We start from the raw sequence: 17,821 nt of genomic DNA, 5'->3' as shown, positions 1-17,821 counted from the left end.
CTCCTTAATGGCCCGAATGCGCGTCGTCAGTTTTTTCAGGATGACGCATGCGCTCCAATGCACCGCTAATATTGGCTTCGGAGTCAATCAGGAACAGACCGCTGACCACGACAGCATCGCCTTCGCTCAGTCCGCTGCCAATCGCGGACTGTTGCTGAGATTCATGCAGAACATGAATGCTTTTCGGCACAAAACGCCCTTCCGCATCGACCACAATCACCCGCTGTTCTTTGCCCGTATCAATCACGGCCTGGGATGGGATCAGCAGCATCTCCTGGCTCCTGGCGTTCAGTTTCAGGTAGGCGTTCATGCCGGGTTTCAGACTTTCGTCTTGGTTGGAGACCTGCAGACGGACCTGCAGCGTGCGGGTAGTTTGATCCACGCTGGGGAGAATGTTCCATTTTTCAACGGCAAACGATTTATCCGGATACGCGGGCACTGAAATTTCAAACTGCGAGCTGTCTTTGAGAAGATACGCAATGGATTCCGGCACGGCCGCACTGATCCAGACCGGATCCATCCCCTGTATCTGTGCCACCACGTTATCTTTGGTAATGTTCATGCCCGTGCGCAGGTTAAACGCCGTAATCACGCCATCTATGGGGGCCTTGATAGTAAAACGGGTCTGGATACTCCGGGTCGCACGCAGTCGTTGAACATCCTCTTCCGGCATGCCGGCAAGACGTAGTCGCTCCAGAACACCTTTTATCTGGGTAGGGGTTCCGCCGGTACCCGATAACAACAGGAACTCGCTTTGCGCTTCTACCCATTCCGGAATGGTGATATCGATAAGCGGCGTCCCTTTTTTAACATGATCGCCCACGGTCAGTGGGTACACTCTCTCAACGAAACCCTCAGAACGCGCCTGCACAATGACAAACTGATATTCGTTATAACTGACGTTGGCCGGTATGGTCTGGGCGTAATTCAGCGCTCCCCGCGTCACTTTCTGCGTTTTGAGTCCCAGGTTCTGAACCTGCGTCGGGTCAATACGAATACCCTCACTGCTTTTTTCGTCATTTTCATCGGCATATTTCGGCACCAGATCCATATCCATAAACGGAGACTTGCCGGGTTTATCAAACCGGGTATCCGGCTTCATCGGGTCATACCAGAAAAGAACTTTTCTCTCCGTCGTGGTCTGTTCTGTTTTTTCTGCGGGATGCACCGACTGCCAGGCGATAACTGAAATCAGCCCTCCTGCAATAAGGCTGCCGAGGATGACGGCAGCAAACTTTATTCTTAAAGAGGCCATGCTTTTTCTCGCTATTTAATGCTCTTGAGTAAAGAGATATTGCCCTGCTGAACAAACGTAAAATTAACGTGGCTGCCGGCTTTTAAGGCGAGAATAGTTTCGTCTGCCTGGACAAAGGTGAAACGCATGGTCATGGCGGGCCAACCAATCGCTGGAATATCATCATGCGCGATAGTGATTTTTTTAGTGCTCAGATCAACCGCTTTCACCACGCCGGTTCCCGCGATGACCTGCTCTGGCGTGGCTTGTGCTGCTGTGCTCATCTCCCCGTGCTGATGTGTTTCAGCATGCAGGCCTGCAGAAAATATAACGGAGAGTGCGCCCAGTACGACCGCGTTAAATAAACTGTTCATTTTTTGATTTCCTGATGGAGTAATTAAAAGAAATTACTCAACCCAACCGCCGCCCAGCGCGGTGAATAAGTTAATTTCATTCACCTGTCGGGAATAGATAAGGTCGAGAATGGTTTGTTGTGTTGCAAAAAGAGAACGTTCGGCATCAAGCACTTCAATGTAACTGACCGCGCCACTGGAATATAAACCTCTGGCTCGCTGCAGGGTGATGTGTAGCGAATCAAGATAACGTTGCTGGGCGTCGAGTTGCTGACTGATGCTGTCCCGCAATGCGAGCGCGTCGGCGACCTGTTTAAAAGCCGCCTGAATTTTTTGTTCGTAATTGACGATTGACTGCTGCTGGCGAATTTCAGCCAGTTTGAGATTGGCTTTATTCCTTCCAGCATTAAAAACAGGAATGTCAATTTTCGGAATAAAATTCCACATCCCGCTTCCTGCGGTGAAGAGGCTGGATAATTCCGTACTGCTTGCTGAAAGCCCGCTGGTTAGCGTAATGGACGGGAAAAAGGCGGCACGCGCCGCGCCAATATTGGCATCAGCCGCTTTCAACTGATACTCCGCTTCCATAATGTCCGGGCGCTGAAGCAATATTTCTGACGGCAGACGAGGCGGCAGTTTGACGGGAGAAATCTCATCGACGCTGCCTCCTTTCTCTGCCGGCAGCGCGCGATAGGTTCCCAGAACCTGCTGCAGGGCATTATTGGCCTGAGCCAGCTCGCCTTCTCTTTTCGCTATTTCTGCACGGGTACTTTCAATCTGCCCCCGGGCCTGTTCAAGTGCCAGAACGTTGGTGCTGCCCGTTACCAGCTGTTGTTCAACAAAAGCCCAGGATTGTTGATAGTTTTTTAGCGTATCGCGGGCAATACGACGTTGTTTGTAGGCCAGCTGCTGGCTGAAATAGCTCTGCGACACGCTGGAGACGAGCAGGATATGCACGGCACGGCGGGCCTCCTCGCTGGCAAAATAGTTCTGTCTGTCAGCATCACTCATATTCCTGAGCTTGCCGAAGAAATCGAGTTCGTAACTGAGGTTCAACCCTGCGTCGTACTGCTGTGTGGTCGGCTTGTCCGTTTTCAGCCCACCGCTGTAAGTCACACCTGACGAGGCATTCAGCTGCGGATACCGGTCGGCATCCGTCACGTTGAACTGCGCGCGCGCCTCTTCAACCTTAAGGGCGGCCATTTTTAAATCACGGTTGTTATTCAGGGCTTCGGCGATCAGTGCTGCGACCTGAGGATCGGTAAAAAAGCTACGCCATCCGCTGTCGTGATACCCCGCCACCACCGGCGTGAGGCTATTTCGGGATAACGAGAACTGCTGCGGAACCGGTGCTGGCGGACGCGCATATTCTGGTGCCAGCGAGACGCAGCCTGCCAGGAAAAATATTGTGCTAATGCTAAGTCGTTTTAATGTGCACATCACGCTTCTCGTCCAGGCAGACCTGGTAAATGTTTCAAATGAAGTCCAGAGTATTACCAGGGTTACTCTACAGCGTGCTTCCTGTTTGCCTGGTGACAGGATAATGACAATGTTGTCATTCTTAACGTAAGTCATTGATAACGGTTTGAGGCTCTCTAGAATGTCCAGAGCAGCCAGTCAGGGGAGCAAGATGAAAATACTGATCGTTGAAGACGAGATAAAAACCGGGGAGTACCTCAGCAAGGGGCTGACTGAGGCGGGGTTTGTGGTGGACCACGCTGACAATGGCCTGACCGGATATCATCTCGCCATGACCGCCGAGTATGACCTCCTGATTCTGGATATCATGCTTCCCGACGTGAACGGCTGGGATATCATCCGCATGCTACGTTCTGCCGGGAAGGGAATGCCGGTTCTGTTACTCTCAGCCCTTGGCACTATTGAACACCGGGTGAAGGGTCTTGAACTGGGCGCGGATGATTACCTGATCAAACCCTTTGCCTTTGCGGAGCTTCTCGCCCGCGTCAGGACGCTTCTGCGACGGGGCAATACGGTGATCACGGAAAGCCAGTTTCAGGTGGCTGATCTGATGATTGATCTCGTGTCCAGAAAGGTGAGCCGCGCGGGGAACCGCATCCTGCTGACCAGCAAAGAGTTCAGCCTGCTGGAGTTTTTTATGCGACACCAGGGGGAAGTGCTGCCCCGCTCCCTGATTGCATCCCAGGTCTGGGACATGAATTTTGACAGCGACACCAACGCGATTGATGTCGCCGTCAAACGGCTTCGCGCGAAAATAGACAATGATTATGAGCCGAAGTTGATCCAGACGGTCCGCGGCGTGGGGTACATGCTGGAGGCACCGGATGCGCGTTAAATTACCCGGACGCCCTTTTTCATTAGCCCTGAGGCTGACGTTTTTTATCAGCCTCTCCACGATACTGGCATTTTTCGCCTTCACCTGGTTTATGCTGCACTCCGTTGAAAAGCATTTTGCCGAGCAGGATATCAACGATCTGCAGCAAATCAGTACCGCGATGCACCGTATCCTGCAGTCCCCGGCAGATCCGGACGAGAAGAAAATCAGTAAAATCAAAGAGTCAATTGCCAGCTATCGTAACGTTGCGGTTCTGCTTCTCGACGCGCGTGGAGAGGTGTTGTTCAGTACGGCGCAGGGGGCAGCGTTACGCCCTGCCGTGAACACGGCGGCATTCAGCACGCACAGCCGGGCACGGGATGTGTTTCTCTGGACGGTGGATGACTCCACCCGGCAAAGTCATTCCGGCGCTGAGATGAAAAGTGACACGTACCGGATTATCGCCTCGTCAGGCACGGCAACGCTGCAGGGAAAAGCGCAGAATTACGTTATGCTGATCGGGCTTTCTATTAATTTCCATCTCCATTATCTCAATGCGCTGAAAAAGAACCTGATTGCGATTGCCGTGGTGATCAGCCTGCTGATTATTCTTATCATTCGAATCGCGGTCCGTCAGGGACACCTGCCGCTGCGTAACGTCAGCAATGCCATTAAAAATATCACCTCTGAAAATCTCGATGCGAGGCTGGAACCGTCGCGCGTTCCGGTTGAACTGGAGCAACTGGTGATATCGTTCAATCATATGATTGAAAAGATTGAAGATGTGTTCACCCGCCAGGCGAATTTTTCTGCCGATATCGCCCACGAAATCAGAACCCCCATCACCAATCTGGTGACCCAGACTGAAATCGCACTCAGCCAGAACCGGACGCCGAAAGAGCTGGAGGATATCCTCTACTCCAGCCTTGAAGAGTATAACCGGATGACCCGGATGGTCAGCGATATGCTGTTCCTGGCGCAGGCGGATAATAATCAGCTGATCCCGGACAGGGTGATGTTTGATTTAAGCGCGGAGGTCATTAAAGTCTTTGATTTCTTCGAGGCCTGGGCGGAAGAACGTCATATCACGCTGACGTTTCACGGGATGCCCTGCCTGATCGAAGGCGATCCGCAGATGTTCAGACGCGCAATCAACAACCTGTTATCCAATGCCCTGCGCTATACGCCGGAAGGCAAGACGGTAACCGTCTCAATCGCCGAACGGGAAAACGATTTTGAGCTGATGATTGCCAACCCCGGGAAACCTGTCCCGCAAGAACATCTACCCAGGCTGTTTGACCGTTTTTACCGGGTGGATCCTTCCAGGCAGCGAAAAGGCGAAGGCAGCGGGATTGGTCTTGCCATTGTGAAGTCAATTGTCACCGCGCATCATGGCAAAGTCCGCGTCGAATCGGATGCTCAGTCGACGCGCTTTATCTTGTCCGTGCCTAAGCGGGTTACCCAGTACTGAGTGGTTGCTGCACAGCCCGACACACGTCCAGCACTTTCTCTCTCAGCCAGCGGTGCCCCGGATCCCTTTCCATTCGCGGGTGCCACATCTGCGATACCGTAATGGTTCGGGTTTTAAACGGCAGTTCAAAGACATGCACACTCTGCGCCATCGGCTGGTTCAACAGATACAATGCCGGAACCATGGCGATCAGATCGGACGCCAGCGCCACGGATAACGCCGTCGGGAAACCGGGCACGACGCTGGCAATTTTGCGCTTCATCCCCACTTCTGCCAGCGCATCGTCGACAAAGCCGTGTAGCGATCCGTCGGGCGCGGCAACCACGTGGCCCCAGGAAACATAATCGTGAAGGCTGACCGTGGGTTGTGCCGCCAGCGGATGTCCCTTACGCACCGCGGCAATGAACCGATCCTGAAATAATCGCTGCAGGCGTATTTCAGGTCCCATGTTGCTCTGCACGCCAATTTCCAGGTCAACCAGCCCTTCCCGCAGATAGCGTGACGTTTTCTCAGGCTTCGGCGAGAACCGAATACACACATCGGGCGCAGCTTCGGCCACGGCGGCAATCAGCAATGGGCCAAATGCAACCACAAAACCATCATTGGCTCTGATGGTGAACAGCCGCTCGAGGTTTTCCACCTTCAGCGTTTCAGTGGAGGGCTGCAATACGGCTCTTGCCTCATACACGGCCCCTCTGGCTCGCTCCCGGGTGGCCTCGGCCCAGGGCGTCAGCACCATATTACGCCCTGCCCGCACCAGGATCGGGTCGCCGGTCACCTCTCGCAGCCGGCTCAGGGTACGGCTCATGGCTGACGTACTCAGGTTTAAACGCCGCGCCGCGCCCGCCACGCTGGCTTCGGCCAGCAGGACGTCGAGGGCGACAAGCAAATTAAAATCCGGATCGGACATAATGCATCCTCAGATAAGGCGTTATATGCAACTGAACAGTGCAACTGCTGCGTCTTCCGCCTTGTATATCCCATGATTATAGTTTCGTCATCAACATTCTTTCCGGAGTTACGACGATGACGCTATTTTCAAACCAGCCCGGCGACGAAGGATTGCCCGGCCATGAACGCGCCCGGGTGATGGCCGCGGTAATGACCACCACGCTGATGGGCGTTTTTGATGGCACCATGATCAACATCGCCTTGCCTTCGATGGCAAGCGCAATGCAGGTGCCCGCGAATGTGGCCGTCTGGTTCGCCAATGGGTATCTGTTGTCCGCGGCCATGACTCTGGCCATCTTCGCTGCCCTGGCGGCCCGGGTTGGCTACCGCCCGGTGTTTCTGACCGGACTTGCCGTCTTTACACTCACCTCGCTCGGCTGCGCGCTGGCCCGCACCCCGGACATGCTGATCGGGATGCGGATTTTGCAGGGGATTGGCGGGGCGGCCACACTGAGTATTGCCCCGGCGATACTGCGCGCCGTCTTCCCCGGTCGACTGCTTGGCCGCATTCTGGGACTGCACGCCCTGCTGATCGCCTCCAGCACGGCCATTGCACCCGTACTGGGCGGGACGATCCTGGACGTACTGCGCTGGCAGTGGTTATTCGCCATTAACCTTGTTCCCGGAACGATTGCCCTGCTATTGGCCTGGAAGGCCTTACCACGACAACCGGCTTTAGATCCGTCTCCGTTCGATGCCCCGGGGGCACTGCTCTCCGCGGTCCTGTTGGGGGCAATGATCATGACGGCCAACAGTTTCCAGCGTGCTTCGCACCACATCAGCCACGAGGCCATCAGCTGGGCGCTGCTCGCCACGATTAGCGCCATCACCTTTGTCTGGCATATTTGCCGCACCCGAAGCCCCATACTGCCTCCCGTTATTTTCCGCAACGGACGCTTTACGCTCGCCGCGCTCACGTCGCTGGCCTCGTTTGTGAGCCAGGGCATCACCTTTATCGCCCTGCCGTTCCTGTTTCAGAGCGTGTACGGCTACAGTCCGGTGGTCTCCGCGCTGCTGTTCACGCCCTGGCCGATAGGCATCGTACTGATCGCGCCGCATGCGGGCCGCTGGGCAGACACAATTTCAGCCCCGCTGATATCTACCCTTGGGCTTATCGTGTTTGTGGTGGGGTTGATCCTGCTCGCGACACTGCCCGCCAGCCCTTCCGCATGGAATATCTGCCTGCGAAGCCTGGTGTGCGGGATCGGTTTTGGCTGTTTCCAGAGTCCTAATAACCGGGAAATGCTCTCTAACGTGGTGCGGGAGTATGCCAGCTACGCATCCGGCGTACTGGCTATCGTGCGGACGTTTGGACAATGCCTGGGGGCTGCCGTGGTCGGCGTTCTGCTGGCCACAACGCAGAATCAGCCGGCTTTTGACGATCGGGCCGTTCATTATGCACTGTGGATTGCGGTCATTGCTTCAGCGGTTTCTGTCGTGTTTAGCGTGAGCCGGCTGCGCGCCACGCGTCAGGCTACGGCATAAACACGGTACAGCGCACTACGCGCTGCACCTGTGATTTACTCCAGCGCCAGCAGCGCAAAACTCGCCAGCCAGTGTCCACCGCTGTAGTGGCTGCCCACCACATGCTCGACGCTTGCCGCCAGATGTCGGTTGACTGCCTCGCGCAGCGCCTGTTGTCCCGGATGGTTATCCGGCAACGCGCGGGCAATATGCTTCATGCACCAGGCGCGGCTGAGGTTTAACCCATCCAGATGGGCAATTTTCGGGTCGGTACGATCGCTCACTTCTGCCGGGTGCATCAGGGCCAAAACAGACCCCACATCAGGAAGAAAGGCGTCAAACCACGTCGGGAAATGCTCCGCCACCTTACTCATCAACAGCGCTTCCGTCAGCGCGCCAGAAATGTACTCATCACCACCCGGTTCATAGTGAGCCGGGTAATGCGTGTCAGCCAGATAAAAGCGCGTCGCCGCCGTCAGAATAGCCTGTTCAAGGGCGTTATCCTGCACTGCACGGGCGTAATCAATCCCCAGCGCCAGGGCAAAAGCGGTGTTGTAATGCGTACCGACACGGATCGGATAGGTGAGCTTGCTGAGGTAATCCACCAGTCTGTCGCGAATGTCCTGCGTTAACGGCTGCAGTGTCTGATACCAGCTGGCGGCCTGAGGTAACGCGGATTGCTTCAGCTCCTGCGCCAGCGCCAGAAGCCAGCCGTAGCCATAAGGGCGCTCGAACGAGGCGCGAAACGGTGCATTGAAATAGGCCAGCTCTTTCGCCACCTTCTCCTGCGTGATGTGTTCATCAAACAGGGCGACAATTTCATCCCGGCACGACAGTTCAGGGTAAAGCCGCACGCAGCGCAGCAGCAGCCAGTAGCCGTGCACCGCCGAGTGCCAGTCGAAGCAGCCATAAAAAATGGGGTGCAGTTCGCGGGGTGGCAGGACATCACCATCATCATTAAGCAGGTGCATAATGTGGTTCGGATATTCCTGGCGTAAATAGGTCAAAGGCATGCGGGCAAACGCGTCGGCCTGGTGTTGCGTTAATTCCATATCAGCTCCTTAGATCGTTGCCGCGCTTAGCGAAAAACGAGGAAATACATTAAGAACACGTTGACCACCAGCAGGGTTAACGCCGTTGGGATCTGGATCTTGATCACCTGGTACTTATCTTTAAGCTCCAGCAGCGCGGCCGGAACGATATTAAAGTTGGCCGCCATCGGCGTCATCAGCGTGCCGCAATAGCCCGCGTACATGCCAATCGCCAGCAGCGGTGCCGGGTTACCATGGTGAACGTTAATCAGAAACGGCAAGGCGATACCGGCGCTGAGCACCGGGAATGCCGCGAAGGCGTTGCCCATGATCATGGTGAAAAGCGCCATGCCCACGCAGTAAATCACCACCAGCATGAACCGGCTGTCGGGGTTCACAAACAGGCTTACGACCTTCTGGACTGACTCGCCGGTGTTCGCCACCACAAACACCCCGCCCAGCATGGCCAGCATCTGTGGCAATATCACCGCCCAGCCAATGGTGTCGACCAGGCGTCGGGACTGGCGAATAGCCTGCAATGGCGTGCCTTTTGTCAGCCACCAGCCGGTCAGGATCGCCGCCACACAGGCGACGCACAGTGCCGCCAGCGTGAGCTGTTTCTGGTCAAGAAGGAATATGCCCCCTATCGACACCCCTTTCAGGAATAATGTCCCGATCACCGTAACCACCGGAATCATCAGCGCAGGCAGGAACAGCCAGTTTTTCAGCCGCGTTGACGAGGCTTCGCGCTCGGCATCGGTAGCCATTTTATAATGCCCCTTCCCGACCAGACCAAAGCCCGCCAGCAGAGCAATCACAATGACGCAGCCGCCGATAATTCGATAAGCAAGGGATTTGCCCAGCTCCTGCACCATCAGGTCGCCAAACAGGAAGATCCCGCCGAACAGGAACCAGAACAGCGCGGTGGTAAAACGTTTAGGATTCGCGCGATCGCGCAGGGTCATCACGACCAGCAGCATCACGACAAAGCCGATCAGGTAATACACGCGGTTAATGGTGATCAGGGTCATCATGGCGCGATCTCCTGTGTACCCTGCTCAGCGCGCCAGGACATAACGTCACGACGGATGCTGGCATCCAGACGCAACAGGCGCGTCATATGAATAATCAATGCCGCGATGGCGGTCGGAATGGCCCACAGGCCGATATGCAACGGTTCAATGCCCTGTATCCCATTCTCTTTCAGGAAAGCGTCTATCAGCAGCACCGCGCCAAACGCGATAAAAATATCTTCGCCAAAGAAAACCGCAATGTTGTCGCACGCCGCGGCATGCGCTTTGATCTTGTCCCGGATATGTTGCGGCAGTTCGCCATACTCATTGAGCGCTGCGCCTTCGGCCATCGGTGCCAGCAGCGGACGAACCGTCTGAGCATGCCCACCCAGCGACATCAATCCCAGCGCGGCCGTCCCTTCACGCGCCACAAAATAGAGCATCAGAATACGTGCCGAGGTGGCGCTGGCAATCTTTGCCACCCACGCCTGCGCCCGCTCTTTCAACCCGTAATATTCCAGCAGGCCAATAACCGGCAGGATCAGAATAAAGGTCGCCAGGGAACGACTGTTGACGAACTTCTCGCCAAAGGTCTCCAGCAACATCCCAAAATCCATGCCAACCAGCAGTCCGGTAGCCAGCCCCGCCACCACAACCACCAGTAGCGGGTTGAAACGCAGAGCAAAACCAATAACCACCACCGGTATACCGATGAGCGGCAACAGTGTCGAACCGTCCATAAACGTTTACCCTATCCAAAGTGAGCGTTGCGCGCCGGCGGCTATTTTTTTAATACTTCGCATCATGGCGAAGCGGGATGCAGTGCGGCGCGCGATGTTGTGTTTTGCGTCAGGCTCCGCAGAACCTGCACTAAAAAGCTATATCTGAACCACAAAAACATGTAAACAATTTATCAATAAAATGTTCTTATTTTATCGATGAGTTTACATTTCCGGGCCAACGTCACCCCCCCGTAAGGAACGTTATGACTGCAAAGAAGAGTGCTGGATCATCAAATCACGACGATATAACCGATGGCCGTATCGTGTCCTCTCGCCATCTGGTATCGGAACGTTGCGCGGAATTATCAGAGCTGGAGTACGCGTTGATCATGACCAGCAACGCGTTTAACAAATGGATGGTGCGCTGCATGACCGCAGCCGGTGAGCCAGATATGGGCGCTTTTGATGTCTCGCTTCTGCATCACGTGAACCACCGCGATCGCAAGAAAAAGCTGGCCGACATCTGCTTTGTTCTGAACGTGGAAGATACCCATGTGGTGACGTATGCACTGAAGAAGCTGGTCAAGGCGGGCTACGTGACGAGTGAAAAAGCCGGAAAAGAGCTCTATTTCTCAACGACGGAGGAAGGGAAAGCGCTATGCATGAAATACCGCGACGTGCGGGAAGCGTGCCTGATCAATATCCATGCGGAGAGCGGGATTTCCGGAGCGTCTATTGGTGACACCGCGCAGCTGCTCCGGACCATATCTTCCCTGTATGACACCGCCGCGCGGGCGGCGGCATCACTGTAGTTAAGGGCGTCTGAAAAGCGAAATACTTCGTCCGGCCAGATTGTATTCCACGGCTTTGGTGATGACCGTCCCGGGGACAACGTCATCCGCCGTGGAGAGTTCCAGTACCCAGCCTCCTTCGCCAAACTGGGGGATCTGGAACGGCACGGTGCCTTCAAACGGGTTAAACAGCATCAGCACATCGTGCCAGAGGCCCGGCTCCTGTCTGAGGTCCGGTCTGCTGATGGATACGCCGAGGGTTGAACCTTCATCCCACTGCTCATCCTGCTGCGGGCCGCCGCCGGCGTTAAACCAGCGGATCTCAAGTCCGTCGCGCCAGCTTTCTCGCCGCAGCAACGGCTGTTTCGCGCGAAGGGCAATCAGATGGCGGGTAAAGTCGCGCAGGGCGGTGTCGTTTTCCGATAACCCCTTCCAGTCGATCCAGGAGATCTCGCTGTCCTGGCAATACCCGTTATTGTTGCCCTTTTGCGTTCGGCCAAACTCGTCCCCGGCCAGCAGCATTGGCGTGCCGTGAGAGAACAACAGCGTGGTGAGGAAATTACGCTTCTGCCGCTCCCGGGTAGCGATAATATCCGGATTCTCTGTCGGCCCTTCCTCTCCGTAGTTATACGACCGGTTATCGTTATGCCCATCGTTATTGTCTTCACCATTGTCGGCATTATGCTTTTCGTTGTAAGACACCAGGTCGTTCAACGTAAAGCCGTCGTGGGCGGTAATAAAGTTGATGCTGGCCCACGGACGGCGTCCGCGCAGGTCGTACAAGTCACCGGAACCGAGCAGGCGCGCGGCGAAGTCGTTAGACACGTTATCGCCCTTCCAGTACTCACGTACGGTATCGCGGTATTTGTCGTTCCACTCCCCCCAGCCTGGCGGGAAGCCGCCGACCTGATAACCGCCGGGGCCGATATCCCAGGGCTCACCAATCAGCTTCAGACGGGATAACACCGGATCCTGCGTGACGGCATCGAAAAAGCCACCGCGCGGATCAAAGCCTTCGGGCTCACGGCCCAGAATTGTCCCGAGGTCGAAACGGAAACCGTCAATATGCATCGATTCGGCCCAGTAGCGCAGTGAATCCATCACCATCTGCAGCACTCTCGGGTGGGAGGTATTCACCGTATTCCCCGTGCCGGTGTCGTTAATGTAATACCGGTGTTGATCGGGTAAGGTGCGGTAATAGCTGAAGTTGTCGATCCCCTTAAACGACAGCGTTGGGCCGAGCTCATTGCCTTCTGCCGTGTGGTTATAGACAACATCAAGGATCACCTCGATGCCTGCGTCATGATAGGCGCGCACCATATCGCGAAAACCCTGGATCCCCGCCGGACCGTAATAGCGTGACGCCGGTGCAAAGAAGCCGAGCGTGTTGTAGCCCCAGAAGTTTTTCAGCCCCCTGTCGAGCAGGTGTTGATCGTCCGGGAACCAGTGAACCGGCAGCAGTTCAACCGAGGTGATGCCAAGGCTTTTGATGTAATCGACCGAGGCTTTGTGTCCCATCCCTTCAAACGTACCGCGCAGTTCAGGCGGGATCGCCGGGTTAAGCTGGGTAAAGCCCTTCACGTGGCTCTCATACACAACGGTATTCGGCCACGGAATGGTTGGCCGGTTATCATCCTGCCAGTTAAAAGCATTGGGGTCGATGACCTTGCATTTTGGCGTGAACGGCGCGCTGTCGCGGGTATCAAAACTGAGGTCGAGATCGTCATGACCCAGCTCATAGCCGAAATGGGCGTCGTTCCAGTCGATATCGCCCACCAGTTCACGGGCATACGGATCGATAAGCAGTTTATTGGGGTTGAAGCGATGGCCGTTTTCCGGGTCATAGGGGCCGTAAACACGATAGCCGTACAGCGCGCCAGGCTTCAGGTCCGGCACATAGCCGTGCCACACTTCATGGGTATATTCCGGCAGCTCCAGCCGGGCGATTTCGGTTTTTCCTGAAGGGTCAAACAGACAGAGCTCAACTCGCTCCGCATGTGCTGAAAACAGCGCAAAGTTGACCCCCTTCCCGTCATAATTTGCGCCTTGCTGCTGGCCATGACCGGCCCGAATTTCAAACGTATTATCCTTTGGCATTTTTTGTTCTCCACGATCATTCGCAGGTAAGCAGAACCATTAAGCATCCCGTTTCAGACGTTACATCCAGCGTCTCTTGCAGAACCCGGCTTTCACCGGTGAACAGATCCCGGTAGCGTTTTCCTGCCAGCGCATCGGGTATAGCAATAGTGGTATTGGCCCACAGTGCTTCATGGGTCGTCACGTCGAAGACCAGCCGCGGCACGGCAACAATCAGCGCCTCCTCGTCTTTCACGCGTGCATAAACAATCAGGTTCTCCGCCCGCTCGCCGCTCACCTTCAGCGGCAGCCAGTCACCGTAATGGAATAGCGCGGCATAATGCGGACGAAGCCGTAACAACGTTGCGGTGACATATTGCTTAACGCTTCCGTCTCGCCAGCATTCCGGGCGGGCAAATACCCCGGCATCCGCCGTGCTGAGGTGGTGCACCAGCGCGGGGAAATCCGGTTCCCGTCGGTTATCCGGGTCGACAAGGCTAAAGTTAAGCGCTTCGCAGCCCTGATAGATGTCCGGTACCCCGGGTGCGGTAAGTTTGATCACCGTCTGGCTGAGGCTGTTCATCAGCCCTGCACGGATAAAGGGCTGCATCGCCTCACTGAAATCCTTCAGGAACAGCGTGTTGTCCGGTGAAAGCAGATGCCGGGCATAGCTCAGCACCACGCTCTCATAGCTTTCGTTGCTGTCTATCCAGTCTGTGCGTTGTTTGGCTTCGCGCAGCGCTTTCTCCAGGAAGCCGAGGAAGCGCTCTTCGAGTGATTTCAGCCCGTCGACATCGTCAGGTGACAGCGTGGCGGGCCAGACGCCGGCCAGAGCCTGATAAATCATCCAGGTATCGGCAGCGTTCGGCGCAGTACCGTCGCTCAGAAAACGCACGTGGGTTTGATTCATCTGCCGCCAGCGGGCCAGATTTTCGCCCCACTGTTCCGGCGCTTCCGTCAGGGTATAGAGGCGTGCCCGGGCATCTTCACCACGCTTCGTGTCATGGGTGGATGTCCCGAGTAAGGCGTCAGGCTGACGGGCAAGACGGATGCGCATTTCCTGATGAAAACGCGATAGCGAAAAGGCGCGCGGCGTCGGGTCTGCCCCCACTTCGTTAAGCGCCAGCTCCAGGTTATGGCGAAAGAACAGCGTATCTTCCACGGATTTCGCCATCAGTGGCCCGGTGAGCTGCTGGAAGCGGGTTCTGAAACGAGCCGCGTCGTCGTGGCAATTTTCAGGAAGATCGCCGGTGAGAATGCACACGATCAGGCTCAGGGCCGCTTCAGAGGTGTTAACGCTTGCGACAACGCGATTGAGCAGCGCCACGTCAGAGGCGGTTAATCCTTCACGGGTGCCGTAGGTCCGATACACCGGAAACGCGATCAGCAACTCGCGCAACGCATGGTGGATCTCGTCGGGTTGCAGTTCAACCGCATTGCGTCGGGCAAGATCGGTGGCGATAGTTAGCAGGGTAGTGAATTCGCCCTCGAAATTGCGATCGGTCATCAGCCCTTTGGCATCCCGTAACGCTGCAAACCGATCAACGGTTTCCCCGAGCGTGTCGTCATGGATTTTCTCCAGGCGGTCCAGGCGACTGTCGTCCACCAGAACTTCCGCCAGCGAGGCAATAAACTCGTATCCCGTGGTGCCGGAGACTGGCCATTCGACGGGCAGCTGTTCCCCTTTGGCGAGAATTTTTTCAACCGTGATGTAACAGGCCGGTCCGGTTGCCTGGCGCAGACGCTGCAGATAGCCCAGCGGATCGGCCAGACCGTCGATATGGTCAATTCGCAGACCGTCAACGACGCCAGAATGAACCAGTTCAAGGATCAATCGGTGTGTATCACTAAATACCGACGCGTCTTCAACCCGCACGCCCACCAGGCCGGTGATTTCGAAGAAACGCCGCCACGAGAGCTGTTTCGGGGCTTCACGCCAGGACATCAGCCTCCAGCTCTGGGCCTCGTGCAGCGCCGCAATGCTTTTACCCTCCACAAAGGTCCCCGGGTTAAGAGGATAGGCGGTGTCGTAGTAGACCAGCGCGGCTTTGTCCGTGACAGGGTCACATTTTACAGTGATGGCACCCTTCTCAAGCTCCGCCTCAAAGGTGTCGCCCAGAAACGGCAGCGTAAGCGGCCGTGACCAGTCAATATCGAAATAGCGTGCGTAGCGGCTCTGTTTGCCATGCTCAATCACGTCTCGCCACCAGTGATTCTCCAGCGAGGTCGACATGTGGTTAGGCACAATATCCAGTATCAAGCCCATTCCCGCCTGCCTGAGCGCGGCCGCCATACGGTCGAATCCTTCTCGTCCGCCAATGGCGGGGTCGATTTCATTCGGGTCGGTCACGTCATAGCCGTGCGTAGAGCCAGTCGTGGCGGTAAACACAGGTGAGGCATAAAGATGGCTGATGCCGAGATCTTTCATATACGGCACCAGTTCCACGACACGGTCAAACGTCATGCCGTTACGGAACTGAATACGGTAGGTCGCGTAAGGGATCATAACGATGCTTCTCCATCAGCAAAGCGAACAACAATACTGTTCGGCGGTAACACCTCGTTCACCTCCGGCCAGCTAAAGAGCGTTTCTCCTGCCAGTGCAGGCACATCAACAGCCTTATTGCCGGTATTGAACGCCAGAGACAACGTTCCGGTCGGGAATCGCCAGCTCACTGCAATCATGCCGGGTGCCGTCCTGATGACCTCGCCCTCCACCGTGACGCCCTTTCGCAGTAACGGAACGATATGACGATGGCGCAACGTCAGCAGCGTTCGCGTGAAGCGAAGCCACGTTTTGCCGTCATCGGTGGCGACCTTATTCCAGTCAATTTTGGAGCGAACAAAGGTCTTCACGTCATTCGGGTCGGGGACGGACGCATCGTGCCCGGCATGGCCGGTAAACTCTTTTGCGCGCCCTTCCCGCACGGCTTTGGCAAGCTCACCGTGAAAATCGGTAAAGAACAAAAACGGATTGGTTTCACCAAACTCTTCCCCCATAAACAGCAGCGGAATATGGGGCGAAAGCAACAGTGCAGCAAGCAACACCCGTGTTTTATCGGCCCCCGCGAGGGCGATCAGTCTCTCTCCCTGAGCGCGGTTGCCGGTTTGATCGTGGTTTTGAATAAAATCGACAAAAAACTGTGGCGGCTGCGTGTGACATTCCACGCCGCGCGATTTGCCGGTCTGGAGAGAAACCTCGCCCTGATAGACAAAACCTTCCGTCAGCGCACGGGCGAGTTTTTTCTCCGGTTCAAAGGCAAAATCCTGGTAGTACGCATGCGTTTCGCCGGTGGCAAAGACATGCGCGGCATTGTGAAAGTCATCGTTCCACTCCGCGGTAAAAAGCGGTGTCGCACCGTGTGCGTCACGCGGATGCAGGAAGATAACGTTACGGCTGTCTTCGGTGGTGAGATGGATCTGCCGCCCGGGGATAGCCTCGCGAATGCGTTCGGCAATCTCCTGCAGGATATGTTTATCCGATGTGTCTTTAATCTGGTCGATGGCATCAAACCGTAATCCATCAAGATGGTATTCCGTCAGCCAGAACAGCGGGGCTTCGGTAATGTATTGCCTGACCGGCTCAGCCTCGTAAGCAATCCCGTTGCCCCAGGGCGTCATCCGTTCCGCGTCGAAAAACGCGGGTGACAGCACAGGCAGATAATTGCCTTCCGGGCCGAAGTGGTTAAGCACAATATCCAGCACGACAGAAAGCCCAAGCCCATGCGCGGCATCGATAAAGGCGTGGAAGTCTTCTGGCGTGCCATAGGCAGAGTGCGGTGCATACAGAAATACCCCGTCATATCCCCAGCCGCGCGATCCACCAAACTGTGAGACGGGCATGACTTCAATCTGGGTAATGCCAAGTTCAGCCAGGTAAGGCAGTTTTTCAATGGCGGCCCGGAAGGTGCCCTCCGGGGTAAAGGTGCCGATGTGCAGCTCGTAAATCACCGTGTCTTCCCACGGACGCCCTGCCCACTCCCGGTTGCCGGGCGGATACCGTCTGGCATCGATAACAACCGAGGGACCGTTAACATCCCCAGCCTGGGCGCGCGACGCCGGATCGGGTACGGCCATGCCGTCCTGCAAAACATACTGATACTCTGTGCCGTGCGTGACGCCGGGGACGTCAATCTGGAACCAGCCGCTGCCGACCGCCGTCATTGGCAAGTCGTTTTCTGCCAGACGTAGCGTAAGTTCTTTCTGTCCTTCTGCCCAGACGCGAAAACGTACAACGTCATTGGAAATAAACTCAGCACCCCAGTGTTTTTGAAATGTCCTGAATTCCATTCATTGTCCTCGAATGACCCACATTTTACGCGGAATGAAGTACAAGCTTAGTTCAGGATCAAAAGAGTGTTACGCCAGCGGTTTTAATGGCTTCATCTATTATTTATAAAAATATTCGCCACAAGGAATACC

General features: G+C 55.7%; 14 protein-coding genes. 4 read left to right on the top strand and 10 right to left on the bottom strand.

Going from position 1 to position 17,821, the window contains the following annotated elements; all coding sequences use genetic code 11:
• Positions 1-4: 4 nt before the first annotated feature.
• The 3 genes from QE396_RS05715 to QE396_RS05705 are packed head-to-tail and all read right to left on the bottom strand — an operon-like array spanning position 5 to position 3,027.
• A complete protein-coding gene (locus QE396_RS05715) occupies positions 5-1,255 on the bottom strand; it encodes an efflux RND transporter periplasmic adaptor subunit (protein WP_250368899.1) in 1,251 nt (416 codons plus the stop codon).
• Between the two features lie 11 nt (positions 1,256-1,266).
• Complete coding sequence (gene cusF, locus QE396_RS05710; protein WP_044867030.1) at positions 1,267-1,608, bottom strand: cation efflux system protein CusF; 342 nt, start codon at positions 1,606-1,608, stop codon at positions 1,267-1,269.
• A 33-nt stretch (positions 1,609-1,641) separates the two neighbouring features.
• On the bottom strand, positions 1,642-3,027 hold the full coding sequence (locus tag QE396_RS05705; protein WP_025204174.1) for an efflux transporter outer membrane subunit: 1,386 nt from the start codon (positions 3,025-3,027) through the stop codon (positions 1,642-1,644).
• Positions 3,028-3,217: 190 nt separating this feature from the next.
• On the opposite strand from QE396_RS05705, the gene silR reads away from it, so the two are divergent.
• Both silR and QE396_RS05695 read left to right on the top strand, forming a co-directional pair.
• Positions 3,218-3,901, top strand: a complete 684-nt coding sequence (gene silR / locus QE396_RS05700; RefSeq protein WP_032670366.1) for a copper/silver response regulator transcription factor SilR — start codon at positions 3,218-3,220, stop codon at positions 3,899-3,901.
• Positions 3,891-5,351, top strand: coding sequence for a Cu(+)/Ag(+) sensor histidine kinase (locus QE396_RS05695; RefSeq protein WP_309950286.1), 1,461 nt, complete (start codon positions 3,891-3,893; stop codon positions 5,349-5,351). Before silR ends, QE396_RS05695 begins: the two co-directional genes overlap by 11 nt.
• Here the strand turns inward: QE396_RS05695 and QE396_RS05690 are convergent.
• Positions 5,338-6,261, bottom strand: a complete 924-nt coding sequence (locus QE396_RS05690) for a LysR family transcriptional regulator (protein WP_309950284.1) — start codon at positions 6,259-6,261, stop codon at positions 5,338-5,340. The two genes, QE396_RS05695 and QE396_RS05690, sit on opposite strands and share 14 nt — an antisense overlap.
• 116 nt (positions 6,262-6,377) lie before the next feature.
• On the opposite strand from QE396_RS05690, the gene QE396_RS05685 reads away from it, so the two are divergent.
• On the top strand, positions 6,378-7,787 hold the full coding sequence (locus QE396_RS05685) for an MFS transporter (RefSeq protein WP_309950282.1): 1,410 nt from the start codon (positions 6,378-6,380) through the stop codon (positions 7,785-7,787).
• A 35-nt stretch (positions 7,788-7,822) separates the two neighbouring features.
• On the opposite strand, the gene QE396_RS05680 is transcribed toward QE396_RS05685, so the two are convergent.
• The 3 genes from QE396_RS05680 to QE396_RS05670 are packed head-to-tail and all read right to left on the bottom strand — an operon-like array spanning position 7,823 to position 10,550.
• Positions 7,823-8,818, bottom strand: a complete 996-nt coding sequence (locus QE396_RS05680) for a DUF2891 domain-containing protein (protein WP_309950279.1) — start codon at positions 8,816-8,818, stop codon at positions 7,823-7,825.
• 26 nt (positions 8,819-8,844) lie between these two features.
• Positions 8,845-9,831, bottom strand: coding sequence for a DUF979 domain-containing protein (locus QE396_RS05675; RefSeq protein WP_309950275.1), 987 nt, complete (start codon positions 9,829-9,831; stop codon positions 8,845-8,847).
• Complete coding sequence (locus tag QE396_RS05670) at positions 9,828-10,550, bottom strand: DUF969 domain-containing protein (protein WP_014170091.1); 723 nt, start codon at positions 10,548-10,550, stop codon at positions 9,828-9,830. Before QE396_RS05670 ends, QE396_RS05675 begins: the two co-directional genes overlap by 4 nt.
• 245 nt (positions 10,551-10,795) lie before the next feature.
• Between QE396_RS05670 and QE396_RS05665 the strand changes: the two genes are divergently transcribed.
• Complete coding sequence (locus QE396_RS05665; RefSeq protein ID WP_014170092.1) at positions 10,796-11,344, top strand: winged helix DNA-binding protein; 549 nt, start codon at positions 10,796-10,798, stop codon at positions 11,342-11,344.
• Here the strand turns inward: QE396_RS05665 and glgX are convergent, their stop codons facing one another.
• Genes glgX through treZ form a run of 3 tightly spaced genes read right to left on the bottom strand, consistent with a single transcriptional unit; the run spans position 11,345 to position 17,689 of the window.
• A complete protein-coding gene (gene glgX / locus QE396_RS05660) occupies positions 11,345-13,420 on the bottom strand; it encodes a glycogen debranching protein GlgX (RefSeq protein ID WP_309950270.1) in 2,076 nt (691 codons plus the stop codon). It abuts the gene before it with no gap.
• 16 nt (positions 13,421-13,436) lie between these two features.
• Positions 13,437-15,905, bottom strand: a complete 2,469-nt coding sequence (gene treY, locus QE396_RS05655; protein WP_309950267.1) for a malto-oligosyltrehalose synthase — start codon at positions 15,903-15,905, stop codon at positions 13,437-13,439.
• A complete protein-coding gene (gene treZ / locus QE396_RS05650; RefSeq protein ID WP_309950265.1) occupies positions 15,902-17,689 on the bottom strand; it encodes a malto-oligosyltrehalose trehalohydrolase in 1,788 nt (595 codons plus the stop codon). Before treZ ends, treY begins: the two co-directional genes overlap by 4 nt.
• Positions 17,690-17,821 lie beyond the last annotated feature (132 nt).

It is taken from the genome of Enterobacter sp. SORGH_AS_0287, from assembly GCF_031453695.1.
GTDB lineage: Bacteria > Pseudomonadota > Gammaproteobacteria > Enterobacterales > Enterobacteriaceae > Enterobacter > Enterobacter ludwigii.
This window is presented reverse-complemented; position numbering and strand designations above follow the sequence as displayed.